This is a genomic window from Ensifer sp. ENS09 (assembly GCF_014852425.1).
GTDB lineage: Bacteria > Pseudomonadota > Alphaproteobacteria > Rhizobiales > Rhizobiaceae > Ensifer.
In genome coordinates this window covers 24625-47005 of sequence record NZ_JACVBP010000001.1, presented here as the reverse complement: position 1 = coordinate 47005, position 22381 = coordinate 24625, and the positions used below count along the sequence as shown (strand labels likewise).

The window sequence follows — 22381 nt, the reverse complement described above, 5'->3', positions numbered from 1 at the left end:
CAACACCGGGTCGGCAGGGAAAGGTCCAGCCATCTCACGTGCGGTACGGTCGGGCGATGGAACCTGTACCCTGGCCGCTTGCGAAAGCCGTCTCGCGTGCTCCTCAGACGCGGATGGCATTCCATACCCGGCCTACACGGGCCGCCCTGTCTTTCGATCACGGGCGACCGTAACAAATGGTGCGCCAGCGCCTTGGGGAAATCAAGCGCTCACAAGCGCTGTCCGCCGATCTTTCGCTCCGTCAGTCGCGCGGATCGAAAAGGCTGAAGAGCAGAAAGCCGAAGAGGAAGCCGCCGATATGCGCTTCCCAGGCGACGCTGCCCGCCCCGCCAGGGGTAAACATGCCAAGGCCGATCAGGAAGTTGGTCAGGAACCAAATGCCGGCGAAGACCACGACCGAGCGGTTGGCCAGCGCCTCACCGACATCGAGCCGGCGATTGAGATGGGCGAACTGCCGACTGATGCGTCCGCTCGGCGAGAAGACGAAGCGTGCGGCAGCCCCCATGAATCCCGACACTACGCCGGAAGCACCGACGACGACGATCATTTCCCCCCAGTGAAAGACCGTATGCAGCGCGACGGCGGCCGCAGCCGACAGGCACCAGAACACGGCAAGGCGCCCCATACCGATCCGCCGCACCACCGGCGCACCGAAGGCAACCATCCAGAAGATGTTGAAGATCAGATGCTCCCAGCTTCCGTGCAGGAAGGAGTAGGTGACGGGGCTCCACAGCCACGCAAGCCCCTGCTCTGCCAGAGGGTGGTCGTAACGCGCCGGGAGAAAGGCGAAATTGAAGATGATCTCCTGATCGATCGTCGGCGGCAGCACGTAGGTTCGCAGAACATGGATTGCGATCAGAAACAGCAGGATGAAAGTCAGCCCCGCCGGCAGATTAAAGGCCGGCTCGCGCGCCGGGCTCGCGGCGCTCTCGCGCTCTGCTTCCGGTGGCGTCGCCGTCTGATCTCGTTCCATGGTTGCTGCTCTCTCCTCTCAATGCGGTCCACACATTCCTGCTCGATCGCGGCGATGGCATGGCATCGCCGGCATTAGGACTGGAATTGGGGCGACCAGCCATAAGCAAACAAAAAAAGACCGTCCAGCAAAAACTGAACGGTCGCCAAGCTCAGATCCGAGCTCCAGTTCAAGTGCCGAAGACAACGCTTCGTAAAGTGATGTCCTCCCCTGCCAGTTGCGGCGGGCCACTGCAACGGAAACCGTTTGTTAACCTTAATTTCCGGCTGGCACGGTTTTCGCTCCTTAATCCTCCGAACCGCAATGCACGGCCGAAGATGTCCCGAACCGGGACACACCGGGCCGCAGGAATGGAATGAACGAAACGATGCGCAGCAATACGACAACGGAGCTTTTCCGATACTGGAACACCATTCGCGGGAAGCGCGAGCTTCCGCGCCGCGACGAGCTTGAACCCTCGGATATCAGAATGCTGCTGCCGAACCTGTTCATTCTCGAGCGCGACCGCAATGCCGGCATCTCGTTTCGCCTGGCGGGAACCCAGGTGTGCGCCCTCTTCGGCCAGGAGCTGCGCGGGCGGCAATTCGGTATGCTGTGGCTCGGAAGCCAGGCGGCGAAAACGCACCGCATCACCGACCAGGTCATGACGCATCGTGTGCCGCTGGTGCTTTCGGCCAAGGGCCGCACCGCCGACGCACGGGAGGTCGACATCGAAACCCTGCTCTTGCCGTTGGCCTCCAGCGAAGGAGAAAGCGACCGGGTCCTTGGCGCCCTCTCACCCCTTTCTCGCCCGTATTGGTTGCATGCAACCGCGATCGAGTGTCTCGACGCGACGGGTATGAAAGTTCTCGACCCCGACCGCACCGCCGTCTTTCGCGAAGAGGAAGCACAGCAACCGAGCGGTACCGTTGCAAAATCGCCGGCCGCGGGCGCATTTTCGAGCGAATTCCGCCAGTTCGGGCATCTCCGCATTCTCGAAGGCGGCCGCCGCGACTGATCCGGAGCGCTGTGCCGAGATGACGCCCTGGACCAACCGGAGGACGAACCTTCTATTAACTTGAAAAGGCTAATCTCCGCCAGCCAAGCTATGTCGCCACAGAGTCATCATGTTCTCGTTTCAGCACGCACAGAATACCGCTCCGAAACCGCACCACGAAGGTGCGTTCCAGCGCGTTTCCGTGAATCTGGCGGGGCGGCTGATGCTTGCCAATCATGACGAGTTCGAGTGCACCGCCATCGACATGTCGCCCGGCGACGTCCTGCTTTCCTCGCCGGCCCAGCCGCGCGCGGGCGAACGCATCATCGCCTATGTCGATCATGTCGGGCGTCTCGAAGGGACCGTATCGCGCATCGCCGACGGCGCTTTCGTCATCCAGCTCAACGCGACCGAGCGCAAGCGCGAGAAGCTCGCGGCCCAGCTCACCTGGATCGCCAACAAGCACGAGCTCGGACTGCCGGAAGACCGCCGCCACGATCGCCTTGCGCCGCGCAAGACGGTGACTGAGTTGACGCTCGACACCGGCGAGAAGTTCCCGTGCCGCATCATCGACCTTTCGCTGTCCGGTGCCGCCGTCGACATCGAGAACCGCCCGCCGATCGGCACCGCCATTCTGCTCGGCAACATGAAGGGCCGGATCGTCCGCCACTTCCAGGAAGGCTGCGCCATCGAGTTCTCGGGTATCCAGTCCCGTGAAGCGTTGACCGAATTCCTCTAACGGCGGGCCTGCGCCGTTCGTTGCCCGATCGCCCCGCATCGGGCAAGGCTCACAGCCCGGCCGCCCCGCCATCCATGCACCCGGCCTGAAGCCGTCTTCGTGCTTCTCTTGTGCGGCAACACCCCCGCTCCTGCATCAACGCGCTCCGCCCGTCCGCGGCCCAGCGAACGCGCCAGAAGCGCACTCACTTAGCCCTACGTCCGCGTAGCCCGAACGCACAGGATGAGCAGCGACAACCGGAGCGGTTTTCGCAGGCATCGACACGCCTGCGCCTGCGCCTGCGCCTGCGCCTGCGCCTGCGCCTGCGCCTGGATCATTTCGAGACAGGTACGCCGCAACACGCAAACGCATTCGCCGTCTGCAAATATTTTTTCCGGCAGAATTCCAGCGAAAACGCATATTTCAAGTCAAAAGCCTCCGGAAGAACCGTGGGCTGACACGGAAAATCCGTCTTTCCCGCCGCACCCGCGCCGCGACTTTTGCTAAACCCGACGACCTTCCCATCATAAAACCAAGTAAATACAGATGGTTGATTGCTTAACAAATTACATCTCCATCTGCGAAGGAAGCTGAAATAGATAAAATTTGATTCAAATTCAACTCAAATACAAATAAAATTCTATTCTTGTTTTATTCTTATACGACTTTCATTTGTACTTGTTTTTAGCTCGCAAGTTCGCGAGCGATAAAAACGTCTGTGCCATTGTCGAACCATAACGGGGAGACAATCATGCTCAAGACAATCACCAAGCTGATCGCGATTGCGGTCCTTTTCACCGGCGGCCTTTTCGGCACGGCCCAGGCTCTTACGGCCAACATGGTCGTGACCGGCTCGACCAACCCGCCGATCGGCCACTACGAGTTCTGCAAGATCTATGCGTCGGAGTGCACCTCTAACGGCAAGGATCGCGGCCCGATGGTGCTGACCCGCGAAGGCTGGCAGAAAATTCTCGAGATCAACTACGACGTCAACCAGGCGATCACCCCGATGACCGACATGGAAATCCATGGCGTCGAAGAGAAGTGGTCCTATCCGGAAACCGTCGGCGATTGTGAAGACTATGTCCTCCTGAAGCGCCGCAAGCTGATCGAAAGCGGTTTCTCCGCATCCGACCTCTTGATCACCGTCGTGCTGCAGCCGAATGGCGACGGCCACGCCGTCCTTACCGTTCGCACTGACCGCGGCGACTTCATCCTCGACAACATGCGCAACAAGGTGCTGCTGTGGTCGGATACCGAATACACCTACCTCAAGCGCCAATCGACCGAACATTCCGGCCGCTGGGTCAAGCTTCAGGACGGCCGCACCGTCGCCGTCGGTAGCGTTCGCACACAGTAAGATCCGAAACACAGGCGGGCCGCCACCCGGCGGACGCCTCCCAACGGGCCTCGGTCAGTCACTTTCCCCGTCCAGACCGAGCCTCGGCCGGTTCCGTGTCCCTCGGAACCGGCCGTTTTTTTATGAGGCCCCTCCTCGCCGAGTACCTGCAGGCATAGGGCATTCATCGAAAGTTAACCGTCTTCGACCAGCGTCGGGCAAGCGGCCCCCGCCACAGTTCGGCCTGCCACGAGCCAAGGGGTCGACACTCGACTTGGGCGCGGCCAACGCGACGGGACGGCCACGATGAGCAATTCTCCAAACGGGATAGACGAACCGGAACTCCGGCCACTTCTCTCCACCCGTTTCGTCTATCGGGTGACGGCGATCGTCGTTGTACTTGCCGGACTGACGGCGGCAATCGCCTTCGCGGGACGATGGTTCGGCGAAAACCTTGCTCTCGCCGGCCACACTGCGAGCCGCGAGACCTACGATATCTTCATCGGACAGGATCACCTGCGGCTGCCGGCGAACATGATCCGCTTCGAGGCGCAACGTGCCACTTCGATCGTCGGGCGTGTCGACGTCTACCTGACATGGCCGGGCATCGAAGGTTACAGCGACGAAAACCGCGACCTCTTCAACGACGTCGACGCGCCTGAAAATCTGATCTTCCTGCAGATTTCGCAAAGCACCATGTCCCGCGACATGTCGGGCCGGCTGGAGCCGATCTACACGCAAGTCTTCGACGGCGCTCCGTCCCCCGGGCCGAACGGACTACAGTTGCACGCGACCAAAACTGCCTCCAGCTATGCGGGCGAAGTCTTCTATACTGCGGAGCGGACAGGCCAGGCACCCTACGTGGTGCGCTGCCTGAAATCCGACGCGCAAACCATATCGACGAGCGCCGACTGCCAGCGCGACATTCATGCCGGCAAAGACCTCGTGGTGCTCTACCGCTTCGCCAATAAACTGCTGCCACGGTGGAAGGAGATCGACGACGCGATAACGGCTTTCATCAAAAGCCGAATCGTGCCCTGATTTCGTCCAACTGGTGTGGTCGAGGCTGTCGCCGCGCCATTGCGCTACACCGGAATTGTCTTTGTACGAATGCGTCCGATTCCGGAAACCAATCATTCATCATAAACCGATTGGTAACGCTATGCCGATACTGTCTCGAGAACGGTCGTTCCCGGAGGCGGCGTCCGGACAACCCCATGACATGAGAATAAAGAGCAGCGTAGTGTCCCAAACCGGTTTTTTTGATCTCGCGAAGCGCCCGTTCGGCGCTCTTTCAAAGATGGTAAAGCGGGTCGTCCTGGCAGGCACCATTGCCTCGGTCGCCTTTGTGTTGCCCGGCTTTGCGGCGTCGACCTACGCCAATCCCAAATATTCGGGCATCGTCGTCGATGCCAAGACCGGCAAGATCCTCTATGGCGAGGATGCCGACGAACTGCGCTATCCGGCGTCTCTCACCAAGATGATGACGCTCTACCTCACCTTCGAGGCGCTCGAAGCCGGCCGGATCAGCAAGTCCACGCAGATTCCCTTCTCGAAGAACGCGTCCGCGGAGCCGCCGTCGAAGCTCGGCGTACGCGCCGGCCAATCGATCACCGTCGAGCAGGCGATCCTTTCGCTCGTCACCCGGTCGGCCAACGATGCCTCCACCGCGCTTGGCGAGTATCTCGGCGGCTCGGAGCAGCGCTTCGCCCGCATGATGACGAACAAGGCGCGCGCGCTCGGCATGACGCGCACGACCTACCGCAACGCCAACGGCCTGCCCAATCCGGAACAGCGCACCACCGCACGTGACCAGGCTCGCCTCGGTCTCGCGCTCCGCCAGCATTTCCCGCAGTATTACGACTATTTCTCCACCCGCAGCTTCCGCTTCGGCAAGCAGACCATCGGCAACCACAACCGCCTGCTTGGCAATGTGCGCGGCGTCGACGGCATCAAGACCGGCTACACCCGCGCCTCCGGCTTCAATCTCGTCACCTCGGCCCAGATTGACGGTCGCAGCATCGTCGCCGTCGTCATGGGCGGCACCTCGGGCGCGAGCCGCGATGCACAGATGCGCCGCCTGGTCGCGAAGTACATGCCGGACGCGTCGCGTCGCGGCAACGGCAACCTGATTGCCGAGACGAAGCCGACCCCGGTTCCGGCAGAAGAGACCCAGGTTGCAGCCGCAGCGCCCGTTGCCGAGACGCCGGTCGTTGCGGCCGTCGCCACAGGCCACGACCTGCCCAACACCGGTCCCGTTCCGGACTTCCGCTACAATGGTGAAAGCGCCAGCAGCGTGCAGATGGCCTATGCCGGCAACAAGCGCGCATCGGACAACCCTGTCCTTTCCTCGAAGATCGTTCCCAACACGCTCGACGCACAGAGCCTGAAGCTTCGTCAGCCCGCGACCGCAGCCATGGTCGACACGCAGATCACCCATTCCGTGCCGAAGAAGGCAGACGCTGCCGCCAAGGCAGAGCCCGCCGAAGTCGCAAAGGCCGAGCCGATGCCGGCTCAGCCGCAGGGCTGGGTGATCCAGATCGGTGCCACGCCGGACAAGGACCAGGCCATGACGCTGCTCGGCAACGCCAAGGACAAGGGCGGCAAGGCACTTCGCAACGCGCAGCCGTTCACCGTTGCCTTCGGCCAGGTATACCGCGCCCGCTTCGGCGGTTTCGATGACCAGAATTCCGCAGTCAACGCCTGCAAGGCCTTGAAGAAGAAAGGCATCTCCTGCTGGGCCAGCCAGCAGTAACGACGAAATTTGGCGGCCGGATGTGTTTGTTTTTCGGCCGCCTTCCTCGGATTTGTACAGCGTAACGAGGTTAAACATGGCAATGAACGAGAACGTTCCGGGTGTCACCCCGCTGCCGGGGCGACGGGCTAAACCGTCGCGCATCAATCTGCACCCCCTGCACGAGGCGGCCATGCGCATCGCCGATCTCGGCCTCAATCGATCGAAGGCCAAGACACGCGATCTCGTCGGCATGCTCTTGACGCACGGGGCGCGCGCCTGGCGCTCGACCCAGCCGCGCGCCGGCATCCACCTTCACGTGACGGCGCCGAACCGGCGCCATCCGCTGAAGATGCGGATCACCTGAACATCCACAGTTCGAAAGGCGGCTACGGCCGCCTTTTTTGCATTCTGGCTGGGTGATGGTGCGGCCTCGGTGAAGCCGCTTCGCGCACGGTCGAGTGCGAAAGCGGGCACTGCTTTCAAGGAACACGCTGGTTGCCGCACGATTGCAAAGGTACCCGCGGCACAGGAATTCTAGAGAAGTCCGAGTTCCGCCAGTTCGCGCCGCAATTCGAGCGGCATCTCGGAACCGCTGCCCGAGAGCGACGCCAGGTCGCGCGGGGCGTCCTTGTCGGTCAGGTAACGCCAGCCCTGGAACGCACGGCGCGGCTGCAGTTCCGTCTCGACCACTTCCGGACCCAGCAGCAGATTGCATCGGCCGATGCCTTCGCCGTCGGTGAAGGTCTCTATGCCGATCAGCGGCTGGCGCGCCTGCACGCTGCCCTTTATCACCCAGTAGAGCGAACCGCCTTCGAGCAACTCCTCCACGCGCTTGGGCACCATGCGCGTGGTGTGGAACGAATGCGGCTCCAGGCCAGCGGCCATGGCGGCCATCGCCTTGCGCGAAACCCATTCGCGCAGGTCCTCGATCGATTCCGCTCCGACACAGAGCTTTATGAGATGTAGAGACATGGTTTTTTTGAACACCCGTCCGGCCGTTGCGGTCAAGCGGCCAGACGTCGTTCATCCACAATCACCGCAACACGTCCGGTCGATACACCGACGTTCGGGCTTCACGAGACCTGCAAGCTTGCAGGTCTCAACACTCGACGACGTTGACCGCTAGACCGCCGGTCGAGGTTTCCTTGTACTTCTCGTTCATGTCGACGCCCGTCTGCCGCATCGTCTCGATGCACGCGTCGAGCGGCACGAAATGCTTGCCGTCACCCTTGAGCGCCAGGGAGGCGGCGGTTACCGCCTTGACCGCGCCAAGCGCATTGCGTTCGATGCAGGGCACCTGCACGAGGCCCGCCACGGGATCGCAGGTCATGCCGAGGTGATGCTCGAGCGCGATCTCGGCGGCATTTTCGATTTGCTCGGGCGTGCCGCCCATGACGGCGGCAAGGCCGGCCGCTGCCATCGCGGACGCCGAGCCCACCTCGCCCTGACAGCCGACCTCGGCGCCGGAAATCGAGGCATTGTGCTTGATGATGCCGCCGATCGCGGCAGCCGTCAGTAGATAGTCGCGAATGCCCTCCTGGTCGGCATCGTCATGGAAATGCATGTAATAGCGGATCGTCGCCGGCACCACGCCAGCGGCACCGTTGGTCGGCGAGGTGACGACGCGGCCGCCGGCAGCGTTCTCCTCGTTGACCGCCATCGCGTAAACGCTCAGCCAGTCGTTGGCGAGCAGCGGATTGGCCTTGTTGGAACGCCACTCTTCCTGCAGCTTGTCGTGGATCGAGCGGGCGCGGCGGCGAACCTTCAGGCCGCCGGGCATGATGCCGTCCTGGCTCAAGCCCCTGTCGATGCAATTGCTCATCGCGCCCCAGATGCGGTCGAGTCCGGCGTTCAGTTCGTCCGGCGACATCGTCGCCTCTTCGTTCGCCCGCTTCATCTGCGCGATCGTCAAGCCGGAGCGCGCAGACATATCCAGCATTTGCTGTGCCGAGGAGAACGGGAACGGCACCTTGACGCCCGTCGCCTTGTTCTTCGAGGCGCGCATGGCCTCCAGTTCCGTGTCGGTCACGACGAAGCCGCCGCCGATCGAATAGTAGATCCGCTTCAACAGCAGCCGGCCGTCACGGTCGAAGGCGGAAAACGACATGCCGTTGGCATGGCCGGGGAGCGGCACCTTCTTGTCGAAGATCAGATCGGTCTTCGGCTGGAACTCGTAGGACGGATGGCCCGGCGGCGTAATGCGGCCCGTGCGTTCGACTTCGTCGATCAGGGCATCCATGCGATCCGGATCGACGAGATCCGGGCGCTCGCCGACCAGGCCGAGGATCACCGCCCTGCCCGTTCCATGGCCGATGCCGGTATGGGCGAGCGAACCGTGCAGGCTCACCTTGATCGCGGCGACGGCGGCGTGGGACGGACGCGGCCAATCATCGGAAAGGATGAGATCGAGAAAGCGATTGGCGGCCGACATCGGCCCCATCGTATGCGAGCTCGAAGGCCCGATACCAATCTTGAACACGTCGAAGACGGAAAGAAACATAAGCTGCCTGCCCCGGAGACTGACCCGCGACGCACGGGCATGATCGCCCGCCGCCGCATTCACGATTGCCTCGATACCACGCTTCATGGTCCATGCGAACCGGCGCCGTATCCTCATATTCACTGAACGATTTTATCCTCAGATCGGTGCCGATTTAAGGACATTCACCAGCAGATATAGGAACGAAGCCTAAGCGATCCCATGGCCGGCGCTCAGGCGGTCAACCGACATTCGATCGCATCCATGCGACATCGTCGCCCGCGTATGTTCCGGCGAGCCGTAGCCCGGAATCAAAAACGGCGCGGCTCTTGGGAAGCCGCGCCGTCAATCAGTGGACTTGTCTAGAAACTAGATATCAAAGGCCGCCGAAAAGATAAGCAAGAACAAGAACGCCAGCGAAACCAGCTACGGCGCGAGCAGTCACGCCCCAGCAAGACTTCTGAATTGTATTGTCCATGATGTCTCCGAAACACTCTCAACGGCCGCGGGCAGCACAGTAGGCGCCCGCGTCTGGGGCCATGCATATTGAAGAAAGCGTAAATGCGCAATGGGGGAATGTGGCGGAAAAGTGTCCCGCTTCGGCGCTCCTCCACACGATCCTGGTGAAAACCCCTCAATTCCCCGGCAAAGGCGAAGAGAAATTCCGCCGCATTTTCATCACAGTAGTTGACGCGTCGCCGATTCAGACGCCGCCCCGGCCACCTTGCAATTTCCAAAAGCCATGCCAAAAACACGTGTATGACCTTCGAAGATTACATAGCACTTGTCGTGTTTATCCTGCTTTGGGCGGGTTTCAGCTGGGCGACCGATGGCACCCGCGGCTTCAAGCGCGTGAGTCTCACCCGCCTCATGAACGAGCATCGCGGCCGCTGGATCCGCAATTCGCTCAACCGCGACCTGAAGATGATCGATACGCAGATCATCGCGGGCCTGCAGGCCGGCACCGCCTTCTTCGCCTCGACCACCATCTTCGCGCTTGGCGGCTGCTTCGCGCTGCTCGGCGCGACCGAACAGGCGCAGATGATCTTTGCCGACATGCCCTATGTCTTCCATGGCGGGCGCACGGCCTTCGAGCTGAAGGTCGGCGGCCTTACCTGCCTATTCGGCTACTCCTTCTTCAAGTTCGGCTGGTCCTACCGGCTGTTCAATTATTGCTCGATCCTGATGGGCGGCATCCCGATGACCGCCGACATGCAGCGGGATCGACATGCCGCGGAAAAGGCGGCCGAACGGGCGATCCGCATGAACGTGCTCGCCGCCAAGCATTTCAACGCCGGTCTCCGGGCGATCTTCCTGTCGATCGGCTATCTCGGCTGGTTCATCAGTCCCTATGTGTTCGTGGCGCTCACCGTCTTCGTCATCTTCGTCTTGACCCGCAGACAGTTCTTCTCGGAAGCGCGGTCGGCGCTCCTCCAGGACGCGACACCCTGACGATCCGCGCGCCCGGCGCGCCGAACGCCGACTTGCAGCCACAACGTTCCATCAGCAATCAAGGACGCGTGCCTGGCGCAAGCCAGGCCTGCCACTCTTCCTCACGCCAACAGGATGGCGAATGCCCATGTCCGATATCCATGTGACCGCACCGGCAGCAGAGACCCCCGCGAAACCGACAGGCAGGCGGCTCGCCTTCATCGATGTCGCGCGCGGTGTGGCGCTGCTTGCCATGGCGACCTATCACTTCGTCTGGGACCTCGAGTTCTTCGGCTATGTCGCGGCAGGCACCGCCGGCACCGGCGGCTGGAAGATCTTTGCGCGGCTGATTGCCAGCAGCTTCCTGTTTCTTGCCGGCTACAGCCTCGTGCTCGGGCAATGGCCGACGATCCGCATCGACGCGTTCCTGCGCCGTTTCGCCAAGATCGCTGGCGCCGCAGCGCTGATCACGATTGCCACCTATTTCGCCTTTCCGGACACGTTCATCTTCTTCGGCATCCTGCATGCGATCGCCGCGGCGAGCCTGGTCGGCCTGATCTTCCTCAGGCTTCCTGCCGTCGTTTCCTTCGCCGCAGCAGCCGCCGCCATCGCAGCCCCGTTCTATCTGCGATCACCGATTTTCGATGCCCCCTGGCTCTGGTGGGTCGGCCTGTCGGAAACGCTACCGCGCTCCAACGACTACGTGCCGCTGTTGCCGTGGCTCGGGCCGTTCCTGCTCGGCCTAGGTACCGCCAAGCTCTTCCACGCGCGGCTGGTGTCCGCGCTCGCAAGCCGCCCTTCCACAGGTGGCAAGGGGCGGCTGTGGATGACGGCCCTCGTCTTCGGCAGCCGTCACAGTCTGGCCATATACCTCATTCACCAGCCCGTGCTCATCGGACTGGTCTATCTCTTCTCGCTGATCTCTCCGCCGACACTGCCGGATCCCAAGGAAGCCTATCGCAGCAATTGCGTTGCGGCCTGCAACCAGGGCAATCCGGCTGTGCCGTGCGACAGCTTCTGCGGCTGCACGCTCGACCGTCTGGTGGAACAGAACCTGTTCGATAGTCTGAACAGGGGAGAGATCAACGTCAGCACCGATGAACGCATTGCGCGAATCGCACAGCAATGCACAATGAACGTGCAATCAGGGGACTAGGACATGAATGCCTATCGTGCCAAGCCGCTGAACTTCCCATGGCCGGCCCTCCTCTACGGGGTCGCCACTCTTGCGGCGCTCATCCTGGCGCGACATTTTCCCATTCCCGTCGCCCATGGCCACGGTTGGTTTCCCTGGATCAGCGGCGGCATCCTGATGGTCGTCGCCGTCTGGCTCGATCTCTGGGCGGTCAAGACGCTGCTCGACCGCCACACCGCCGTCCTTCCCTCTCGGTCGGCAACCTGCCTCGTCACCTACGGGCCGTTCCGCTTCACACGCAACCCGATCTATCTCGGCTACACCTTGATGATGATCGGCTTTGGTCTGGCGACGCTCAATCCCTGGTTCTTCATCACGGCGATCACAGCGGTCATGCTGACGACGCTCCTTGCCATCCGCAACGAGGAGCGACACCTGCTGTCTCGCTTCGGTTTCGAGTTCGAGCGCTACTGCCGGCACACCAGCCGCTGGATCTGAGCGCAGGCGCGGCTGCGCGCAGCGAAAAGGGCAGCGCGAACGCTACCCTTCAAAATATCCAGAGATAAACCAGCGAACCTTTAGGTGCCGACGCCGATTTCGGCCAGACGCGTCAGGCATGCCTCCTCGACATTGTCGAGTTCCGTCAGCGTATCGTCGATGTCCTTGCGCTTCTGGCGCAGCTCTTCGCGCTTTTCCTCGACGCGCGACATCAACAGCTGAAGCTGGCCGAGCTCGCCGGGCGGGTCCTTGTAGACCTGAATGATTTCACGGATCTCGGCGATGGTGAAGCCGATGCGCCGTCCGCGCAGGATCTCCTGAATGAGCCGCCGGTCAGCCGGCCGGAACAGGCGCGTGCGGCCACGGCGCTCCGGATGGATGAGGCCCTCGTCCTCATAGAAGCGCAGCGTTCGGGTGGAAATGCCGAATTCCCGCGTCAATTCGGTGATGCTATAGTATTTATTCACGCTGCCATTCCATGTGTTCCTGCACATGCACTATCGTTGACCTTGACGTAAAAGTCAAACAACACGCCGCGTTACGTAACGTGGAACCACCAGGTGGCGATGCCGAGAAAGCTGAAGAAGCCGGTGATATCGGTAATGGCCGTCACGAAGACGGCCGAGGAGACCGCCGGGTCGGCGCCGAAGCGATCGAGGCAGAGCGGCACGAGGATGCCGCCAAGGGCGGCAGCCATCATGTTGATCAGCATCGCAGTCGCAATGATGCCGCCGATGTTCGGGTCCTGAAACCAGAGACCGGCGAGAAGGCCGATCAGCGTGCCGAAGATCATGCCGTTGAGCAGACCGACCCCGGCTTCACGCCGAATGATGCGCGGGGCGTTGTGAATGTCGAGACCCCGGGTTGCGAGCGCGCGCACCGTGACAGTCATCGTCTGCGAACCAGCATTGCCGCCCATGCCCGCAACGATCGGCATCAGGATGGCGAGCGCCACGATCTGCTGGATCGTCGCGTCGAAGAGGCCGATGACCGAAGCCGAGATGCAGGCGGTCATCGAATTGATGAACAACCAAGGCACGCGTGAGCGCGATGCCTCCCCGACGGAGTCCGAAAGTTCTTCGTCGCCGACGCCGCTCAGGCGCAGCAAGTCTTCTTCGGCTTCTTCCTGAATGACGTCGACGACGTCGTCGATGGTGAGCACGCCGACGAGCCGGCCATTGTCGTCGACCACGGCCGCGGAAAGCAGGTCGTATTGCTCGAACAGCTGGGCCGCCTCTTCCTGGTCCATCTCGGCCGGAATGGCATGGCTGGTGTCGTGCATGATCGCATCGACCTTGACCGAACGCTTCGTTCTGAGGATGCGGTCGAGGTCCATCGCGCCGAGCAGCTTGAAGGTCGGGTCGATCACGAAGATCTGCGTGAAACTCTCGGGCAGGTCCTCGTCTTCGCGCATGTAGTCGATCGTCTGGCCAACGGTCCAGAACGGCGGCACCGCCACGAACTCGGTCTGCATGCGCCGACCGGCCGTGCTTTCGGGATAATCCAGCGAGCGGCGGAGGCGAACCCGCTCGGTAAACGGCAGCTTCGCCAGGATCTCGTCCTGGTCTTCCTGGTCCAGGTCTTCCAGAATGTAAACCGCATCGTCCGAATCCATCTCGCCGATGGCCTCGGCGATCTGTTCGTTCGGCATGTGCTCGACGATGTCGAGACGGATTGCCTCGTCGACCTCGGTCAGCGCCGAAAGGTCGAACTCCTTGCCGAGCAGTGAAACCAGCGCCAGGCGCTGATCGGGCTGGATGGCCTCGAGCAGGTCGCCCATTTCCGACGAGTGTAGGCCGGCGACATGCTGGCGCAGGTAGATCGTATCGCGATCGGCGATTGCCGCGCCGACATGCATGAGAAAATCGGAGCGGATAGAACCGTCGTCGGCATAAATGTCCGAGCCGTCAAAGGCCTTGACGTCTTCCGAGCTGCGGTCTTCGTCGCCAGTATTGCTCATGCGCGCCCTCGAAACGATTTGCTGCTTCCCGGCCGCCCACCTCGCAAGCCGGAAAGAATGCGTCCACTGACGGTTGCCTGGACCTCACCCGCCGCCACGGACGGGAATTTGGGCCTTACAGCCTGCTAGCGCAAAGCCCTGCCGAGGTCCACAGCACAGATACCACCCGGCGAAGCGCAACAACAGATTTATTCAAGCTGTTGCAAATACATGAAAAACCGGCTGCATCTCGACACAGTCGACATCGCTCGCGTGATCGGCTAGCACTTCAGTCGAGATATCGGCAGCGCAACACGCATTTGGCGCCGCCAAGGAAGATCTAATGGCCATTCGCCCCATTGTCCGCTTTCCCAATCCGCTGCTGACGCGGAAGGCGGAGACGATCACCCGGTTCGACCCGGCACTCGAGGCGCTGGCCGCGGACCTTCTCGACACGATGCGGGCCGCCCCCGGCGTCGGCATCACGGCACCGCATATCGGCATCCTGGAGCGCGTGACGGTGATCGAGCTCGATCGCGACAGCGGCGCCAGGATCTTCGTCAATCCGGAAATCATCTGGCACAGCGACGCGAAGGCGACCCATACGGAAGGCAGCGTCTCGATGCCGGGCATCCTGGAAGAGGTGGAGCGCCCGAACGCCGTTCGCGTCCGCTACCAGACGCTGCGCGGCGAGACGATCGAGGAGGAGGCGGACGGTTTCATGGCCATCTGCCTGCAGCACGAAATCGACCAGCTCGACGGCATCTTCTGGACACAACGGCTGTCGCGCCTCAAGCGCGATCGCGCCATCAAGAAGTTCGAAAAGCTGACCAGAGAGCAGGCGCGCGGTTAGCGCACCGGTTCCCTGCCCGCAACATCAAATCATAGTCACCAAGGACCGAACCATGAAACCGACCTATCTCGCCGTCATCGGCCTCCTCGCGCTTGCCGGCTGCAACAGCACCCAGCAAAATCTCGAGCCCCTGCCCCAGAGCCTGACCTATGGCGAAAACGCTGCCAACAGAAAGACACAAGCCTCACCAGGGGCCATGGTCCAGAACCGCTTCATGTATGAGGGCCAGATGGTCTACGAGACCTATGAAGTCCAGCCCGACCGCACCTACAAGCTCGTCCGCCGCCGCATGGACCAGAGCGGACCTGCCGGCAACAACTGATACGAATGAGCGGCGCACGGGCGCAGCGACCTCTGTCGCCCGTCGTCGCAATCATTTTCGAGCCGCGTACACCGCCGTTTCGAATTCGAGATAGCTCCCGAACGAAGCTGGATCGGCAAAGGGCAGTATCTGTGTTGCCCACAGGCCGCCGAGACCGTTTTGGCGGTCTATCCAGTAGTAGAGGTTTGCAAGCCCCGCCCAGGCCAATGCGCCGGCTGGTCTCCCCGTCGGCGCAGCCTCATCGTTGATCATGAAGCTTATCCCCCAGGACTTCGGCATGCCGGGGAAAAATTCGGCGTCGTGCGACAGGCTTTTGATCACCCCCGGGAGCCTCTTGATTTTCTTTTCTCCAAGGCCGTTCCTTTCCGCCATCTCGACGGTTTCGGCCTTCAGCACGCGACCGCCGGGAGACATCCCGGCGTTGAGCCACATGCGGATAAATTTGGCGTAGTCGACAGCCGTCGAATAGAGACCGTGCCCGCCCATCTGGACCTCCGGATCTTGCGGGAGCCTGAAATCAGGCCGCGGCGACAAGCGTCCGGCATCGTCCCTTTGATGTAGCGTGACCACGCGGGAGATCATGGGCGGCGTCAAGGTAAAGCCGGTGTCCTCCATGCCAAGCGGTTGGAGGATGCGTTCCGCCATCACGACGCCAAGCCGCTTGCCGGTGATGCCCTCAACGACCTGCCCGGCCCAGTCCAGGCTACTCCCATATTCCCAGTCATCGCCGGGATCGAAGAGCAAAGGCGTCCGGATGGATGCATGGGATGCGGTGATCACGCTCGGCTGCCCATGCTGACGCGCCAACCGGGCATAGGTCTCGTTGAAAAAGTCATAGCCAAAACCCGCCGTGTGCAGCAGCAGCATGCGCGTGGTGATGTCCCGCTTGGGCGGGCGGAGTTTCGGATTCCCCGCGGGATCAAACCCCTCGATCACCTGCAGCGTGCCGATTTTGGGCGCGTATTGTCTGGCGGGAGCGTCGAGATCGAGGCTGCCCTCCTCAACCAATTGCAGGCAGGCCGTCGCCGTGATCGCCTTCGTCATAGAGAAGATCGCAAAGACGCTGTCGGCCGTCATATCCGTCGCGCCAGCCAAAGAGCGCGCTCCGGCCGCGCCCTCGTAAAAATTGCCCTGTCGATCCGTCGCGATCGCGACAACGCCTGGCACGCCATCGGCGGAACGAACCGCGGCATTGAGGATTGCATCGGCACTAGTCTTGAGATCGCCGGACAAAGGAACCTCCCCCATAGCCAAGGCTTCGACACGTGTGGCGGGCGTGCCACCTTTCACGTCGAACCACCGTGAAAATCCTAGCACCAAAGGACGACCTAAGCCATTTTCTGTCGGCCATGGAAGGAGCGAGCTGTCGGCTACTCAGCGCGAGACGAGCGAGATTCGGATTACCGCACGGCATCACGTTGCCGCCGAACAAGGCGCGCCAGAAACGGGAAAGCTAAACATGGATTTGAAACAAAAAACCCGGCCGAAGCCGGGTATTTGGTGCGGTCGAGAAGACTCGAACTTCCACGGGTTGCCCCACAGCGACCTCAACGCTGCGCGTCTACCAATTCCGCCACGACCGCATCGTGGTAGGGCCGACTTGCGTCGGCGCGGCTGCATGTAGCAAAAGCCCCTTGAGTGCACAAGGGATGGCTGTGGACAAATTGAACGATGGCGACGGACAGTCCGAAACATTCACCATGGGACACAGAGACCGCGTTCGGCGGGTGTATTTTCGCCCCGCGAACGGCGTTCCGGATGCCTTTCGAGGCTGGCCTTCGCCACGACGGGATCGCCCGCAGTCGTTTTGAAGTGCGCGCGCAAGATGAGCGACGGCCGACACACCCCTATTCGAATGCTTGATGTGGACTGGAAAGCAAACGGATGCACCGGTTGCGCCCAGGCAGAAATCCCAACTTGGCTAACACCACGATTAAAAACAAAAAACCCGGCCGAAGCCGGGTTTTTTTGGTGCGGTCGAGAAGACTCGAACTTCCACGGGTTGCCCCACAGCGACCTCAACGCTGCGCGTCTACCAATTCCGCCACGACCGCATCGTGGTAGGGCCGACTTGCGTCGACGGGGCTGCATGTAGCAAAAGCCCCTTAGGGGCACAAGAGCATCACGACAGAAATTTGACGGGAAACGAAACTATTTCAACAGCCCGCCCGAGGAGCCCCGGAAACGCTGGACTCTTGCCGCGCGCCATCCCATGTACAGGCTCTAAAAAACAGGAATGCCGAGCGAATGCAGCGCGAAAATCTGAGCCAGGACATGTTTGCCCCTCCGGAATCACCCCCGGTTCGCTGGCGGATTGCCTCCGAACTGGTCGATTATCCGCAGGCCGTCGAGTTGATGGAGCAGGAAGCCGCGGCGATTGCCGCCGGCACCGCGGATGAACTGGTCTGGCTGGTCGAGCACCCGCCGCTCTATACGGCCGGCACCAGCGCCGACGCCGCCGATCTCGTCATGCCCGACCGTTTTCCGGTCTTTGCCACCGGCCGGGGCGGCGAATACACCTATCATGGCCCGGGCCAGCGCGTCGTTTATGTCATGCTCGACCTCAAGCGCCGGAAGCAGGACGTCCGGGCCTTCGTCGCAGCACTCGAAAGCGTCGTCATCTCCACACTCGATTCGATGAATGTCCGCGGCGAGCGGCGCGAAGACCGGGTCGGTGTCTGGGTGCGGCGCCCGGAAAAGCCCGCCCTGCCCGACGGCTCGATGTCGGAAGACAAGATTGCCGCGATCGGCATCCGCCTGCGCAAGTGGGTGAGCTTCCACGGCTTTGCGCTTAACGTCGATCCGGATCTCGACCATTTCGGCGGCATCGTGCCCTGCGGCATCCGCGGTTATGGCGTCACCAGCCTCGTCGACCTTGGCCTGCCGGTGATGATGCCGGACGTGGACATCCGCCTGCGCGAGGCCTTCGAGGCCGTGTTTGGCCCGACGACAAACGACGCGGCCTGAGCCCGCTCAGTTCGACGCCCGACGTCCCGCCTGCCGCTCGCGCCAGATGATGAACAGGCCGGAGCCGACGATGATGGCGATGCCGAGCCATTTCGAGAGCGACGGGAAATCTCCGAAGATGAGATAACCGAGCGCCGTCGCAGTGACGATCTCGAAGTAGTGGAACGGCGCCAGCAACGAGACCGGTGCTGCGCGGAACGCCTTGACGACCAGCAGGTGGCCGTAGCCGGAGAGCGCGCCGAGAACAACCACCAGCATCCAGCCAAGCGGCGACTTCGGCAGCGACGGCACGAAATCGGGGCTGCCCATGCCGTTGCCGATCAGGATCACCAGTGCCATCGTCAACGTGCCGCCGATGCCGGCAATCGTCTGCATCGTCAGCGGCGAGTCGCCGGTGCCGACAGCGCGGTTGAGCAGCAGATAGCAGGCAAAGACGAACGCGCAGGCAACCGGCAACAGCGCGGTTAGCCCGAAAGCGGCAAAGCTCGGCTGGATGACGATCATCGCTCCGCCGAAACCGACAACGATGGCGAGCCAGCGCCGCCAACCCACTTTTTCCTTGAGGAACACTGCGGACAGGCAGGTCAGGATGAAGGGTTCGACGAAATAGATGGCGAAGGTGTCGGCAAGCGGCATGTACTTCACCGATATGAAGAAGAACAGGGCCGCGGTCGCCAGCAGCACACCACGCAGCAGATTGGCGAAGGGCCGCTTTGCTCTCAGCGCCTGCAGGCCGCCGGCGCCAAGCAGCAACGGCAGCGTCGCCACCAGTTGGAAGAAGAAGCGGTAGAAGGTCACCTGCCCCGGCGACATGCCCTCATAGACGGCCATGTACTTCGCAATCACGTCCATGCCCGGCAGGATGACCATCGCAAAGAGCATGATGGCGACGCCCTGCATCACCGTATCGGTGCGTTCGGTGGTCGCGGTTCGGGCGTCTGTCATGAAGCATGCTCCTGTGGCCGCCGCAGATTAGAGCCTATGCCTTGGTTTTCAACGGCCGAGGATGCGACGGGAAAAGAACTATCCGCGCCCTAGCCGCAATTGACGGTGTTTTTGGCGCTTCGGGGTGGTCCCTCACGACCCAAATGCCTATAAGCTCAGGACAATCTTCCGCCCCGGACCTCAAGGTCGGCCGTCAGCCGCCAAGGCCCGGGACCTTTGAACGTGACCGTGGCAAAGGAGATGTCCATGCGCTTGTCCACCGAAACGATGATTGCCCGCCTGCGCGACACCAGCGACGGTGATACGCTGGGAGGGCGCATCTGGAGGGCGCGCGACGCCGCCAATCTCAGCGCCAAGGAACTGGCCGACCAACTCGGTGTGCGCACGGAGACGATCGCGGCCTGGGAACGGGATCGGGCCGAACCCCGCACCAATCGGCTGTTCATGCTCGCAGGCGTGCTGGGCGTCACCCCGGCCTGGCTGATCGCCGGGCTCGGCCGCGCGCCGGATGCCGACGCCGACGACGAGAAGGACGGCCTGCGCGAGCAGCTCGCCCTCGTCAAGAAGCTGCACGAACAGACCGGCAAGGCGATCGCCGCACTTGAGATGGAACTCAATCGCGTTCAACAGAACATTCGATAACCCATTGCGATTCCACGTGGGGCCGCCGTCCTGGCGGCCCGAAGTCGTTTCAGTCCAAGGAGAAAATAGATGGATGTACGCGCCGCCGTTGCCGTTCAGGCAGGCAAGCCGCTTGAGGTCATGACGGTTCAGCTCGAAGGCCCGAGGGCCGGCGAAGTCCTGATCGAGGTAAAGGCCACAGGCATCTGCCATACCGACGATTTCACGCTGTCGGGTGCCGATCCGGAAGGCCTGTTCCCGGCGATCCTCGGCCATGAGGGCGCCGGCATCGTCGTCGACGTCGGCCCGGGCGTCACCTCGGTGAAGAAGGGCGACCATGTCATTCCGCTCTATACGCCCGAATGCCGCTCCTGCCCGTCGTGCCTGTCGCGCAAGACCAATCTCTGCACCGCGATCCGCTCGACGCAAGGGCAAGGCCTGATGCCGGACGGCACCTCGCGCTTCTCGATCGGCAAGGACAAGATCCACCACTACATGGGCTGCTCGACGTTCGCCAACTACACGGTTCTGCCGGAGATCGCGGTTGCCAAGGTCAACCCGGACGCGCCGTTCGACAAGATCTGCTACATCGGCTGCGGCGTGACCACCGGCATCGGCGCCGTCATCAACACGGCACAGGTGGAAATGGGTGCGACTGCGATCGTCTTCGGTCTCGGCGGCATCGGCCTCAACGTCATCCAGGGCCTGCGTCTTGCCGGCGCGGACATGATCATCGGCGTCGATCTCAACAACGACAAGAAGGCCTGGGGCGAACGCTTCGGCATGACCCACTTCGTCAACCCGAAGGAAGTCGGCGACGACATCGTGCCTTACCTCGTCAACATGACCAAGCGCGGAGCCGACCAGATCGGCGGCGCCGACTACACCTTCGACTGCACCGGCAACACCAAGGTGATGCGCCAGGCGCTCGAAGCCTCGCATCGCGGCTGGGGCAAGTCGGTCGTCATCGGCGTTGCCGGCGCCGGCCAGGAAATCTCCACCCGTCCGTTCCAGCTGGTTACCGGCCGCACCTGGATGGGAACCGCCTTTGGTGGCGCACGCGGGCGCACCGATGTGCCGAAGATCGTCGACTGGTACATGGAGGGCAAGATCCAGATCGATCCGATGATCACCCACACCATGCCGCTCGAAGACATCAACAAGGGGTTCGAACTGATGCATTCGGGCGAGAGCATCCGCTCGGTTGTTCTGTACTAAGCTGTTATTTTGATTCAGAAAGGCGCCGGAGACGATTGATTTCCGGCGCCTTTTTCAGTCCCCTTGAGAAGTTGATTCAAGATGATCTATGTCGACGCAGACGCCTGCCCGGTGAAAACCGAAATCCTGAAAGTGGCCGAGCGCCACGGGATCGAGGTGACCTTGGTCGCCAATTCGGGCCTGCGCCCTTCGCGCGACCCGATGGTGCACAATGTCGTCGTTTCGGCAGGTTTCGACGCGGCCGACAACTGGATCGCCGAACGGGCGCATGAGGGCGATATCGTCGTTACCGCCGATGTGCCGCTTGCCGTTCGCTGCGTTGCCGCCGGTGCGCTCGTCACCGGCCCCTCCGGCCGGGTCTTTGACAAAGGCAATGTCGGCATGGCCTCTGCGATGCGTGACCTCGGACAGCACCTGCGCGAGACCGGCGAAAGCAAGGGCTACAACGCCGCCTTCACGCCGCGCGATCGATCCGCTTTCCTCGAAACCCTTGACCGACTCGCGCGGCAGTCGAAAAAATGAACGCGCAACGGGCGGGATCATGGGGCCCGCAACCGCAGGGGCACTAGCATGGCAACGACGACGAAGCTCAGGCATTGGCCGTTTTACACCGCCATTCTGTGCGCGCTCGCAAGCGTGCCCGTCCTCTGGTTCGTGGCGCAGCGTTTCGCCCTTGAGGGGGCTGCGATCACCTTCTTCTGCGTCTATCTCGTCATGTGCTGGCGGCGATTGCGAATGATGACCGGCCGGCATCTGAAGACCCATGCCCGTAACACCGACGAGCCCGAGGTCGTGATCCTGCTCGTGACGTTCGGGGCAGCAGCGAGTTCGCTCGTTTCCCTGTTTTTCGCGCTGAACGGCGAGAAGTCCGGCTCGGCGCTGGCGCTCGGCCTCGCCTTTGCCTCCGTCGTGCTCGGCTGGGCAACAATCCACATGATGGCGGCCATGCACTATGCCCATGCCTATTGGATCGCGAACCAGGACCAGCAGACGGCAGAGCCGGCGCGCGGCCTCGAATTTCCAGGAACGCCGGAGCCCGGCGGATACGACTTTCTCTATTTTTCCTTCGTCATCGGCATGACGGCGCAAACATCCGACGTCGCCATCACCACGACCGCCATGCGGCGCATCAACCTGATGCACGCCATCGTTTCGTTCTTCTTCAACACCGTGCTCGTCGCCGCCGCCGTCAACGCGGCCGTGCAGCTTGCCGGCTGAGCATCTTTATCC

At 62.0% G+C, this 22381-nt stretch carries 23 protein-coding genes and 2 tRNA genes; 16 read left to right on the top strand and 9 right to left on the bottom strand.

The features are described from left to right. Window positions 1-241: 241 nt before the first annotated feature. The gene (locus IB267_RS00315) at window positions 242-973 is read right to left on the bottom strand and encodes a rhomboid family intramembrane serine protease (RefSeq protein WP_192445965.1); all 732 of its coding nucleotides are present in this window, start codon (window positions 971-973) and stop codon (window positions 242-244) included. A gap of 355 nt (window positions 974-1328) precedes the next feature. Between IB267_RS00315 and IB267_RS00310 the strand changes: the two genes are divergently transcribed. From IB267_RS00310 to IB267_RS00285, 6 genes are all read left to right on the top strand, one after another. Further along, a complete protein-coding gene (locus tag IB267_RS00310; protein ID WP_192445964.1) occupies window positions 1329-1970 on the top strand; it encodes a PAS domain-containing protein in 642 nt (213 codons plus the stop codon). A 109-nt stretch (window positions 1971-2079) separates the two neighbouring features. Beyond that, window positions 2080-2688 carry a PilZ domain-containing protein gene (locus tag IB267_RS00305; RefSeq protein ID WP_192445963.1) on the top strand — a complete coding sequence of 203 codons (609 nt, stop codon included), beginning with the start codon at window positions 2080-2082 and terminating at the stop codon, window positions 2686-2688. A gap of 730 nt (window positions 2689-3418) precedes the next feature. Beyond that, complete coding sequence (locus IB267_RS00300) at window positions 3419-4027, top strand: transglutaminase-like cysteine peptidase (RefSeq protein WP_043624822.1); 609 nt, start codon at window positions 3419-3421, stop codon at window positions 4025-4027. A gap of 285 nt (window positions 4028-4312) precedes the next feature. Then, complete coding sequence (locus IB267_RS00295; protein WP_192445962.1) at window positions 4313-5047, top strand: hypothetical protein; 735 nt, start codon at window positions 4313-4315, stop codon at window positions 5045-5047. A 181-nt stretch (window positions 5048-5228) separates the two neighbouring features. Continuing rightward, window positions 5229-6761 carry a D-alanyl-D-alanine carboxypeptidase gene (locus IB267_RS00290; RefSeq protein WP_192445961.1) on the top strand — a complete coding sequence of 511 codons (1533 nt, stop codon included), beginning with the start codon at window positions 5229-5231 and terminating at the stop codon, window positions 6759-6761. A gap of 76 nt (window positions 6762-6837) precedes the next feature. Continuing rightward, on the top strand, window positions 6838-7107 hold the full coding sequence (locus IB267_RS00285) for a hypothetical protein (RefSeq protein WP_034795983.1): 270 nt from the start codon (window positions 6838-6840) through the stop codon (window positions 7105-7107). Window positions 7108-7277: 170 nt separating this feature from the next. Here IB267_RS00285 and IB267_RS00280 read toward each other — a convergent pair whose 3' ends face one another. Further along, window positions 7278-7715, bottom strand: coding sequence for a DUF1489 family protein (locus IB267_RS00280; protein ID WP_192445960.1), 438 nt, complete (start codon window positions 7713-7715; stop codon window positions 7278-7280). 127 nt (window positions 7716-7842) lie between these two features. Continuing rightward, window positions 7843-9243 (bottom strand): L-serine ammonia-lyase, encoded by a 1401-nt coding sequence (locus tag IB267_RS00275; RefSeq protein WP_192445959.1) that lies wholly within the window; start codon window positions 9241-9243, stop codon window positions 7843-7845. Window positions 9244-9981: 738 nt separating this feature from the next. On the opposite strand from IB267_RS00275, the gene IB267_RS00270 reads away from it, so the two are divergent. The 3 genes from IB267_RS00270 (at window position 9982) to IB267_RS00260 (ending at window position 12286) form a co-directional block, all read left to right on the top strand. Next, entirely contained in the window at window positions 9982-10674 is a 693-nt protein-coding gene (locus IB267_RS00270) for a DUF599 domain-containing protein (RefSeq protein ID WP_043624836.1), read from the top strand. A gap of 127 nt (window positions 10675-10801) precedes the next feature. Next, window positions 10802-11809 (top strand): DUF1624 domain-containing protein, encoded by a 1008-nt coding sequence (locus tag IB267_RS00265; RefSeq protein ID WP_192447133.1) that lies wholly within the window; start codon window positions 10802-10804, stop codon window positions 11807-11809. A gap of 3 nt (window positions 11810-11812) precedes the next feature. Continuing rightward, on the top strand, window positions 11813-12286 hold the full coding sequence (locus IB267_RS00260) for an isoprenylcysteine carboxylmethyltransferase family protein (RefSeq protein ID WP_043624844.1): 474 nt from the start codon (window positions 11813-11815) through the stop codon (window positions 12284-12286). Between the two features lie 80 nt (window positions 12287-12366). Here the strand turns inward: IB267_RS00260 and IB267_RS00255 are convergent, their stop codons facing one another. Further along, window positions 12367-12780: a MerR family DNA-binding transcriptional regulator gene (locus IB267_RS00255; RefSeq protein WP_043624847.1), complete on the bottom strand. Its 414-nt coding sequence runs from the start codon at window positions 12778-12780 to the stop codon at window positions 12367-12369. Window positions 12781-12824: 44 nt separating this feature from the next. Next, window positions 12825-14246 carry a magnesium transporter gene (mgtE, locus tag IB267_RS00250; RefSeq protein ID WP_192445958.1) on the bottom strand — a complete coding sequence of 474 codons (1422 nt, stop codon included), beginning with the start codon at window positions 14244-14246 and terminating at the stop codon, window positions 12825-12827. A gap of 322 nt (window positions 14247-14568) precedes the next feature. Here mgtE and IB267_RS00245 point away from each other — a divergent pair, with 322 nt between their 5' ends. Both IB267_RS00245 and IB267_RS00240 read left to right on the top strand, forming a co-directional pair. Further along, a complete protein-coding gene (locus IB267_RS00245) occupies window positions 14569-15078 on the top strand; it encodes a peptide deformylase (RefSeq protein ID WP_192445957.1) in 510 nt (169 codons plus the stop codon). Between the two features lie 52 nt (window positions 15079-15130). Beyond that, window positions 15131-15400 carry a hypothetical protein gene (locus IB267_RS00240; RefSeq protein WP_192445956.1) on the top strand — a complete coding sequence of 90 codons (270 nt, stop codon included), beginning with the start codon at window positions 15131-15133 and terminating at the stop codon, window positions 15398-15400. A 51-nt stretch (window positions 15401-15451) separates the two neighbouring features. On the opposite strand, the gene IB267_RS00235 is transcribed toward IB267_RS00240, so the two are convergent. The 3 genes from IB267_RS00235 to IB267_RS00225 form a co-directional block, all read right to left on the bottom strand. Next, entirely contained in the window at window positions 15452-16633 is a 1182-nt protein-coding gene (locus IB267_RS00235) for a serine hydrolase (protein WP_210335731.1), read from the bottom strand. 265 nt (window positions 16634-16898) lie between these two features. After that, window positions 16899-16983, bottom strand: a tRNA-Leu gene (locus tag IB267_RS00230). A gap of 386 nt (window positions 16984-17369) precedes the next feature. Continuing rightward, a tRNA-Leu gene (locus IB267_RS00225) sits at window positions 17370-17454 on the bottom strand. 193 nt (window positions 17455-17647) lie between these two features. Between IB267_RS00225 and lipB the strand changes: the two genes are divergently transcribed. Then, the gene (gene lipB, locus IB267_RS00220; protein WP_192445955.1) at window positions 17648-18367 is read left to right on the top strand and encodes a lipoyl(octanoyl) transferase LipB; all 720 of its coding nucleotides are present in this window, start codon (window positions 17648-17650) and stop codon (window positions 18365-18367) included. Between the two features lie 6 nt (window positions 18368-18373). Here lipB and IB267_RS00215 read toward each other — a convergent pair whose 3' ends face one another. Continuing rightward, a complete protein-coding gene (locus IB267_RS00215) occupies window positions 18374-19312 on the bottom strand; it encodes a DMT family transporter (RefSeq protein WP_246765029.1) in 939 nt (312 codons plus the stop codon). A 246-nt stretch (window positions 19313-19558) separates the two neighbouring features. On the opposite strand from IB267_RS00215, the gene IB267_RS00210 reads away from it, so the two are divergent. The 4 genes from IB267_RS00210 to IB267_RS00195 all read left to right on the top strand — a co-directional run bounded on the left by IB267_RS00210 (window position 19559) and on the right by IB267_RS00195 (window position 22369). Beyond that, complete coding sequence (locus IB267_RS00210) at window positions 19559-19954, top strand: helix-turn-helix domain-containing protein (RefSeq protein WP_043623403.1); 396 nt, start codon at window positions 19559-19561, stop codon at window positions 19952-19954. A gap of 69 nt (window positions 19955-20023) precedes the next feature. Further along, window positions 20024-21151: an S-(hydroxymethyl)glutathione dehydrogenase/class III alcohol dehydrogenase gene (locus IB267_RS00205; protein WP_043623346.1), complete on the top strand. Its 1128-nt coding sequence runs from the start codon at window positions 20024-20026 to the stop codon at window positions 21149-21151. Between the two features lie 81 nt (window positions 21152-21232). Further along, on the top strand, window positions 21233-21673 hold the full coding sequence (locus IB267_RS00200) for a YaiI/YqxD family protein (protein ID WP_192445954.1): 441 nt from the start codon (window positions 21233-21235) through the stop codon (window positions 21671-21673). 48 nt (window positions 21674-21721) lie between these two features. Beyond that, a complete protein-coding gene (locus IB267_RS00195; protein ID WP_192445953.1) occupies window positions 21722-22369 on the top strand; it encodes a DUF1345 domain-containing protein in 648 nt (215 codons plus the stop codon). Window positions 22370-22381 lie beyond the last annotated feature (12 nt).

Excerpts from the sequence above, each read along its gene's own strand:
- IB267_RS00275 (WP_192445959.1), bottom strand. The coding sequence starts at position 9,243 with ATGTTTCTTTCCGTCTTCGACGTGTTCAAGATTGGTATCGGGCCTTCG.
- IB267_RS00255 (WP_043624847.1), bottom strand. The coding sequence starts at position 12,780 with ATGTGCAGGAACACATGGAATGGCAGCGTGAATAAATACTATAGCATC.
- IB267_RS00315 (WP_192445965.1), bottom strand. The coding sequence starts at position 973 with ATGGAACGAGATCAGACGGCGACGCCACCGGAAGCAGAGCGCGAGAGC.
- IB267_RS00265 (WP_192447133.1), top strand. The coding sequence starts at position 10,802 with ATGTCCGATATCCATGTGACCGCACCGGCAGCAGAGACCCCCGCGAAA.
- IB267_RS00270 (WP_043624836.1), top strand. The coding sequence starts at position 9,982 with ATGACCTTCGAAGATTACATAGCACTTGTCGTGTTTATCCTGCTTTGG.
- IB267_RS00295 (WP_192445962.1), top strand. The coding sequence starts at position 4,313 with ATGAGCAATTCTCCAAACGGGATAGACGAACCGGAACTCCGGCCACTT.
- IB267_RS00200 (WP_192445954.1), top strand. The coding sequence starts at position 21,233 with ATGATCTATGTCGACGCAGACGCCTGCCCGGTGAAAACCGAAATCCTG.
- lipB (WP_192445955.1), top strand. The coding sequence starts at position 17,648 with ATGCAGCGCGAAAATCTGAGCCAGGACATGTTTGCCCCTCCGGAATCA.
- IB267_RS00215 (WP_246765029.1), bottom strand. The coding sequence starts at position 19,312 with ATGACAGACGCCCGAACCGCGACCACCGAACGCACCGATACGGTGATG.
- IB267_RS00285 (WP_034795983.1), top strand. The coding sequence starts at position 6,838 with ATGGCAATGAACGAGAACGTTCCGGGTGTCACCCCGCTGCCGGGGCGA.
- IB267_RS00280 (WP_192445960.1), bottom strand. The coding sequence starts at position 7,715 with ATGTCTCTACATCTCATAAAGCTCTGTGTCGGAGCGGAATCGATCGAG.
- IB267_RS00245 (WP_192445957.1), top strand. The coding sequence starts at position 14,569 with ATGGCCATTCGCCCCATTGTCCGCTTTCCCAATCCGCTGCTGACGCGG.
- IB267_RS00305 (WP_192445963.1), top strand. The coding sequence starts at position 2,080 with ATGTTCTCGTTTCAGCACGCACAGAATACCGCTCCGAAACCGCACCAC.
- IB267_RS00310 (WP_192445964.1), top strand. The coding sequence starts at position 1,329 with ATGAACGAAACGATGCGCAGCAATACGACAACGGAGCTTTTCCGATAC.
- mgtE (WP_192445958.1), bottom strand. The coding sequence starts at position 14,246 with ATGAGCAATACTGGCGACGAAGACCGCAGCTCGGAAGACGTCAAGGCC.
- IB267_RS00205 (WP_043623346.1), top strand. The coding sequence starts at position 20,024 with ATGGATGTACGCGCCGCCGTTGCCGTTCAGGCAGGCAAGCCGCTTGAG.
- IB267_RS00300 (WP_043624822.1), top strand. The coding sequence starts at position 3,419 with ATGCTCAAGACAATCACCAAGCTGATCGCGATTGCGGTCCTTTTCACC.
- IB267_RS00210 (WP_043623403.1), top strand. The coding sequence starts at position 19,559 with ATGCGCTTGTCCACCGAAACGATGATTGCCCGCCTGCGCGACACCAGC.
- IB267_RS00240 (WP_192445956.1), top strand. The coding sequence starts at position 15,131 with ATGAAACCGACCTATCTCGCCGTCATCGGCCTCCTCGCGCTTGCCGGC.
- IB267_RS00260 (WP_043624844.1), top strand. The coding sequence starts at position 11,813 with ATGAATGCCTATCGTGCCAAGCCGCTGAACTTCCCATGGCCGGCCCTC.
- IB267_RS00290 (WP_192445961.1), top strand. The coding sequence starts at position 5,229 with ATGAGAATAAAGAGCAGCGTAGTGTCCCAAACCGGTTTTTTTGATCTC.
- IB267_RS00195 (WP_192445953.1), top strand. The coding sequence starts at position 21,722 with ATGGCAACGACGACGAAGCTCAGGCATTGGCCGTTTTACACCGCCATT.